A 6,951-nucleotide genomic window follows, 5' to 3' on the forward strand; every position below is an offset into this window, starting at 1 on the left:
ACGCTGTGCTAACGCACCCTACCTTTTTACTTAACAAAAAATGCCCTACAAATATCCCATCCAACGCTGGTACATTGCCGCAACTAATCCCGAAAAAATTGAGGGGTTAGCGCGGGAAATGGGATTATCATCCTTATTAGCAACTATCTTAATTAATCGCGGTATTGATACCCCCGAATTAGCTAAAACTTATATAGATCCTGAAGCGGATATCTTACCCTCTCCCCTGGGAGAATTTCCCGACTTAGAAAAAAGTGTCAATTTATTAGTAAAAGCGATCGCCTCTGGCGACAAAATTGCTATCTGTGGGGACTACGATGCCGACGGCATGACCAGTACATCTTTACTACTAAGAGCCTTAAGACATCTCGGTGCTAGGGTAAATCATGCCATACCCAGTCGCATGAAAGAGGGATACGGAATTAATCAGCGCATTGTGGAAGAATTTGCCGAATCGGGAGTCGGATTGATTCTCACCGTTGATAATGGTATTTCCGCTCACGAACCGATCGCCCTAGCGATAGAATTAGGATTAAAAGTTATTATCACCGATCATCACGATCTGCCGCCAATTTTACCAAATGCCTCCGCTATTCTCAACCCGAAATTATTAACCCCGAACTCTCCCTATCAGGGATTAGCGGGGGTGGGAGTTGCCTATATTTTAGCGGTGACAACTGCCCAAAAAATGGGTAAATTACAGGGATTAACCGAGTCATTATTATCATTATTTACCCTAGGCACTATAGCAGATTTAGCCCCATTAATTGGGGTAAATCGTCGCTGGTTAAAACGGGGGTTAAGAAAATTACCCAAATCCCAATTAGTCGGGATTCAATCCCTGATGCAAATAGCGGGAATTAGTGAGGAACAAAAGCAATTACAACCGGATGATATTGGCTTTAAATTGGGACCGAGAATTAATGCCATTGGCAGAATTGGAGAACCCCAGATAGTTATTGAATTATTAACCACCGATGATGCGGGAATTGCCTTAGAAAGAGCGATGCAGTGCGAACAAATTAATCGTACTCGTCAAGAATTGTGCGAAAAAATTGAAGAAGAAGCGATTAAATTAGTGGAAGAAACCCCGATTCTTTGGCAAAAAGATCGAGTTTTAGTCTTAGTCGAAAAAGATTGGCATCATGGGGTAATTGGTATTGTAGCATCCCGTTTGGTGGAACGCTACGGAGTGCCAGTTTTTATCGGTACTTACGAGGAAGAAGATGCGAGTAAAATTCGCGGATCCGCCAGAGGAATTGAAGAATTTCACGTTTTTGAAGCCCTGCAATTTTGCCAAGATTTACTAGGAAAATTTGGCGGTCATAAAATGGCGGGGGGTTTTAGTTTACCCACAGCTAATTTACTAGCATTTAAACAAAGATTAAGTCAATTTTCTCACAAAATTTTACAAATAGAACAATTAAAACCTTTAATTAAAATTGATACTATCATCGACTTTAAACAAATTACCTTGGAACTTTTTCAACAAATTGATAGTTTGCAACCCTGGGGAATTGGCAATGAATTACCCGTTTTTTGGACTCCTAACGTGCGCGTAGTGGAACAGAAAACTATCGGAAAAAATCATTTAAAATTATTGCTGGCTCAAAGGGATGATACCAGAATTAAAGCCCTAGCATGGCGTTGGGGCGAATATTGTCCTTTACCAACTCGTTTAGATATTGCCTATAAACTCAAAGAAAATACTTGGAATGGTAATACAACCATAGAAATTGAATTAGTGGGAGTGCGATTACCCCAAGAAAATGATAGTATTAAAAAAGCAATTTTTATGCACGCTGATAAAATGTATCAATGTAGTTTTTGGGGTGATTTAAACGAGATTCGCATCAAAAATGAACAGGGCGATATTTTAGTCGTGCAGAAAGGGCAGCGCATTGGTTTATTAGGCAAAAATCGGCAACAAGCTAGAGAAGTCAACGTGACTGAACCCCGTTTTTATACTTTAATTAAAGTTGCCATCAAAGCTTTGGCTATCTAGCAAAACCTCCAAAAAAAGCGCCTTGACGATGAACCAAACCATAGTGATCAAAATCGGTACTTCCAGTTTGACCGATAATGAAACCGGTCAATTATCCCTCTCCACGATCGCCGCTTTAGTGGAAGTCCTCACCCGGTTGCGTGCCGCCGGTCATCGGGTGGTATTAGTATCTTCCGGGGCCGTCGGGGTAGGCTGCCGTCGTCTGGGAATACAGGAAAGACCGAAAAAAATCGCCCTCAAACAAGCGATCGCCGCCGTCGGACAAGGTCGTCTGATGCGCATCTATGATGACCTCTTTACCAGTCTTGGTCAACCGATCGCCCAAATTTTGCTCACCCGTCCCGAATTGATGGAACGCACCTGTTATGTCAACGCCTATAATACCTTTCAGGCATTGTTTGAATTAGGGGTGATTGCCATTGTCAACGAAAATGATACGGTGGCGATCGATGAGTTAAAATTCGGCGATAATGACACCTTATCAGCCCTTGTCGCCAGTTTAATCGAGGCTGACTGGTTATTTATCCTCACCGATGTGGATCGCCTCTACAGTGCCGATCCGCGGCTATTTCCCGAAGCAGAGGCCATTGCCCGAGTTACTTCCGCGCAATTAGCGCAACTATCGATCGATGCCGGTAGTAGTGGCAGTCAGTGGGGGACTGGGGGTATGGCGACTAAATTGGCCGCGGCCCGGATTGCCACCAGTGCCGGGGTAGAAATGGCGATTACTAGGGGAAGACAGCCTAGCAATATCTTAAAAATTATGGCAGGAGAGGCGATCGGAACCCGTTTTGAGGCCCAAAAACGTAGTGATAACGCCCGCAAACGCTGGATCGCCTACGGACTAATGCCCATGGGTAAAATCTATCTCGATGCTGGGGCGATTCAAGCCATTTGTCAGGGGGGAAAATCTCTCCTAGCGGCCGGGATCACCAAAGTGGCAGGGGAATTTAGTGCCTCGGAATCGGTGCAATTGTGCGATCAAGAAGGCCGGGAATTGGCCCGGGGAATTGTTAATTATAGTAGTGAGGAGATCGATCGAGTGAAAGGTCAACATTCCGAGCGTATTGCCAGTTTATTAGGTTATATGGCCGCAGAAACCATTATTCATCGGGATAATCTCGTTATTTTGAGTGCCTCGTCCACCACCTCGACTAATAAGGGATAATTCCGCCACTCAGTGCCGGTCCAGCCAATGCCTTAAATGTAAAGAAATGTCTCAAAAAAACAACAAATTGTTAGACAAGCAAGAGAGTTAGACTAGGGATGTCCCCCGAAGTTCAACCCTGTGAGATTATAAATAAAGCGAAACTCAAAAATGTCTTTATTGCTGTTGGGAGAAACTTAATAATGCGAGACGCGGTAACTAGCCTGATTAGAAAATACGATGTCACCGGACGTTATCTCGATCGAGATGCGATCGATAATCTTAAACAATATTTCACCTCGGGAACTGCCCGTCTAGCTGCCGCCGCCCTAATTAACGCTAATTCGGCGGCGCTCGTGCGTGGGGCGGCGATTCGTCTATTTGAAGAAGTTCCCGAATTGATCCGCGCCGGGGGTAATGCCTACACCACCCGTCGTTATTCTGCCTGTCTGCGGGATATGGATTACTATCTCCGCTATGCCAGTTATGCCCTAGTAGCTGCTGATACTAATGTTCTAGATGAGCGGGTACTGCAAGGACTGCGGGAAACCTATAATTCCCTCGGGGTTCCCATCGGTCCGACGGTGCGCGGTATCCAAATCATGAGCGAAATGATTCAAACCATGGCCACTGAGGCGGGTATTGCCGACACCTCTTTGATCGCTGAACCCTTTGATCATCTCACTCGCGAATTAAGCGAAGTGTCTATCTAAATTCAGTTATCAGTTATCGCTTATCAGTTCTGTCCGTTCAATTTTTGATGGAACGAACCCGCATCAGTACCCACTCTCAGCCTAGGGGAGTGGGGAAGGTGCAGCAAGGGGAACCATTGAGCGGTTCTCCCGGTGCGGAAGTCTGAGGCAACCGCCATCGACGAAGAAGCGTCAGAAACTTCCCACTCAGCCAAGGGGTGGGGAACAGTTCATTAAAACATTGTCCAGCTTTCTTTGACCCATGACTCTCTCCTCGGATTTTCCCCCAGAACCACCCGCTACCAATAAGGAGTCCCATCGTGATTATCGCGGACTCGATCGCAGTAAACTCACCCCCATGTATCAGCATTATGTGGAGGTAAAAGAAACCTATCCCAATGCTCTTTTACTCTATCGTGTGGGCGATTTTTTCGAGTGTTTCTTTCAGGATGCGGTGATTATCTCCAGAGAATTAGAATTAGTTCTCACCAGCAAGGAAGGGGGTAAAGGTATTGGGAGAGTCGCCATGACTGGAGTTCCCCACCACGCCCTGGAGCGCTATAGTCGTTTATTGGTGGAAAAAGGCTATGCGGTGGCGATTTGTGACCAAGTAGAGGATTCAACGGAAGCAGCCGCCGAAAAACGGCTAGTAGAACGCGCTATCACCAAGCTTCTCACCCCCGGAACCCTCACCGATGAGGGAATGTTAAATGCAAAAAAGAATAATTTTCTGGCTGCAGTGGTGATTACCGGAGAAAATTGGGGATTAGCCTATGCAGACATCTCCACCGGAGAATTCTACACCACCCAAGCCAGCGATTTAACGGCTTTAAGCCTAGAATTAACCCGTTTACAGCCCTCGGAAATCCTTTTTCCCATCAATGCCCCCGATTTAAACCGTATTTTGCGCCCCGGGGAAAAATCCGACCATCTCCCCCCCTGTTTACCCGATAGTTTTTGTTATTCTCTCCGTCCCCAAACTATCTTTACTCTCACAGAAGCGAAAAATCGTCTCCTAATCACCTATAAAATGCGTTCCCTAGAGGGGATGGGCTGCGAACATTTACCCCTTGCTATTCGCGCCGCCGGAGGCCTATTAGAATACATTGAAGATACCCAAAAAGCCAATCAAGTCCCCCTACAACCTTTAAAAACCTACTCTGTCTCGGAATTTTTGATTTTAGATGGGCAAACCCGTCGTAACCTTGAAATTACCCAAACGGTGCGCGATGGTAGCTTCTATGGTTCTCTATTATGGGCGATCGATCGCACTTGTACGGCCATGGGTAGTCGCGCTTTACGTCGTTGGTTACTGCAACCTCTCTTAGATTCTCGCGGTATTCGCGCCCGTCAGGATACTATCCAAGAGTTAAAGGATAATCCCTCCTTACGCCAAGATATTCGGCAAAAATTAAGGGAAATCTACGATATAGAACGTTTAAGCGGTCGTGTTGGCGCAGGAACGGCTAATGCCCGCGATTTACTTTCCCTAGCGGCATCCTTAGTCAAATTGGCCGATTTAGCGGCTTTGGTTGCTTCGGGAAATTCGCCCTATTTGAAAGCTTTACAGCAAATTCCCGCCGATTTGGAAAAATTAGGCCAGCAGGTGATAGCGCATCTGGTGGAATCTCCTCCGCTGCACCTCAAGGAAGGGGGGGTGATTCGCGAGGGAATTGATGCCCAATTGGATGCCCTGCGGCGCGACTATCAGGAAGTAATCGATTGGTTTAAGAATCTGGAGACGACAGAGAAAGAAAGAACGGGTATTAGTAATCTTAAGGTTAATTATAACAAAACTTTCGGTTATTATATCAGTTTACCCCGCAGTAAAGCCGATTTCGCCCCAAAAGAGTATGTGCGTAAGCAAACTTTAGTCAATGAGGAACGTTATATCACCACCGAGTTAAAGGAGAAAGAAAATATAATTCTGACGGCAGTAGATGAATTAAATAAATTAGAATACGAGATTTTTAGCGATTTACGCCGTCAAGTAGCCGAATTTTCCCCAGAAATCCGGGAAGTGGCCACAAAAGTCGCCGCTTTGGATGTGCTGGCCGGATTGGCAGAAATCGCCGTTTATCAGGGATATTGTCGCCCAGAAATCGCCGATGGTCGTCTTATCGATATTAAAGATGGTCGTCATCCCGTGGTGGAACAATCCCTTGGGGCCGGCTTTTTTGTGCCGAATTCGATTAATTTGGGCAATCAGGAGGGTTTAGAATACCCTGACTTGATTATTCTCACCGGTCCCAATGCTAGTGGCAAAAGTTGTTATCTGCGACAGGTGGGATTAATTCAATTGTTGGCCCAAACCGGCAGTTTTGTCCCGGCAAAGTCGGCCAAAATCTCCATCTGCGATCGCATTTTCACTAGGGTGGGGGCTGTGGATGACCTCGCTACTGGCCAATCCACTTTTATGGTGGAAATGAACGAAACCGCCAATATTCTCAATCACGCCACGGAGAGATCATTAGTATTATTAGACGAAATTGGCCGGGGGACAGCCACTTTTGACGGTTTATCCATAGCTTGGTCTGTGGCGGAGTATTTAGCCACGGTACTGCAATCGCGGACGATTTTCGCCACTCACTACCACGAACTGAATGAATTAGCCTCAATCTTAGAGAATGTAGCTAATTATCAGGTAACAGTCAAAGAATTACCCCATGAGATAGTATTTTTGCACCAAGTACGACCGGGAGGTGCGGATAAATCCTATGGTATCGAAGCGGGGAGATTAGCCGGTTTACCAGCTTCTGTGATCGATCGTGCCATGCAGGTGATGGGTCAAATCGAAAAACATAGTAAAATTGCGATCGGTTTGCGTCAAGGAATTAAGAAAATTAAACCAGTTAAGTCGGATAATTCCCCCTCTCTGCAGCAGTTAGATATTTTTGATGACAGTAAGTAGGGTTTGCTGAATAAATGTGAAATGTAGGCAAAGTAAGGGTTTTGGGGCTTTTCTCCCGAAACAGGTGCAAGATTTTGAGAGAATCGTCGTTCAAAACCTTGCGTCTTCATCGGCCCGCGTCCTGTAGGGGCGAAGCATTCGGGCAATAACCTATCGGTGAAACCGTAGATTTTCTATCCGAATGCTTCGCCCGTAC

General features: G+C 45.7%; 4 protein-coding genes. All 4 read left to right on the forward strand.

Annotated features, from left to right (window positions below):
- The first annotated feature begins 40 nt into the window (after positions 1-40).
- The 4 genes from recJ to mutS all read left to right on the forward strand — a co-directional run bounded on the left by recJ (position 41) and on the right by mutS (position 6,755).
- Positions 41-2,005: a single-stranded-DNA-specific exonuclease RecJ gene (gene recJ / locus O9324_RS01495; RefSeq protein WP_288139290.1), complete on the forward strand. Its 1,965-nt coding sequence runs from the start codon at positions 41-43 to the stop codon at positions 2,003-2,005.
- Positions 2,006-2,033: 28 nt separating this feature from the next.
- Positions 2,034-3,173: a glutamate 5-kinase gene (gene proB / locus O9324_RS01500; protein WP_288139291.1), complete on the forward strand. Its 1,140-nt coding sequence runs from the start codon at positions 2,034-2,036 to the stop codon at positions 3,171-3,173.
- Positions 3,174-3,355: 182 nt separating this feature from the next.
- A complete protein-coding gene (gene apcB, locus O9324_RS01505; RefSeq protein WP_043995782.1) occupies positions 3,356-3,865 on the forward strand; it encodes an allophycocyanin subunit beta in 510 nt (169 codons plus the stop codon).
- A gap of 241 nt (positions 3,866-4,106) precedes the next feature.
- Entirely contained in the window at positions 4,107-6,755 is a 2,649-nt protein-coding gene (gene mutS, locus O9324_RS01510; protein WP_288139292.1) for a DNA mismatch repair protein MutS, read from the forward strand.
- The last annotated feature ends 196 nt before the right edge of the window (positions 6,756-6,951 follow it).

The organism is Microcystis sp. LE19-84.1B, from assembly GCF_027531875.1.
GTDB classification, from domain to species: domain Bacteria; phylum Cyanobacteriota; class Cyanobacteriia; order Cyanobacteriales; family Microcystaceae; genus Microcystis; species Microcystis panniformis.

Bases quoted from the DNA above. Each gene is read 5' to 3' on its own strand.
- apcB (WP_043995782.1), top strand. From the start codon at position 3,356: ATGCGAGACGCGGTAACTAGCCTGATTAGAAAATACGATGTCACCGGA.
- proB (WP_288139291.1), top strand. From the start codon at position 2,034: ATGAACCAAACCATAGTGATCAAAATCGGTACTTCCAGTTTGACCGAT.
- mutS (WP_288139292.1), top strand. From the start codon at position 4,107: ATGACTCTCTCCTCGGATTTTCCCCCAGAACCACCCGCTACCAATAAG.
- recJ (WP_288139290.1), top strand. From the start codon at position 41: ATGCCCTACAAATATCCCATCCAACGCTGGTACATTGCCGCAACTAAT.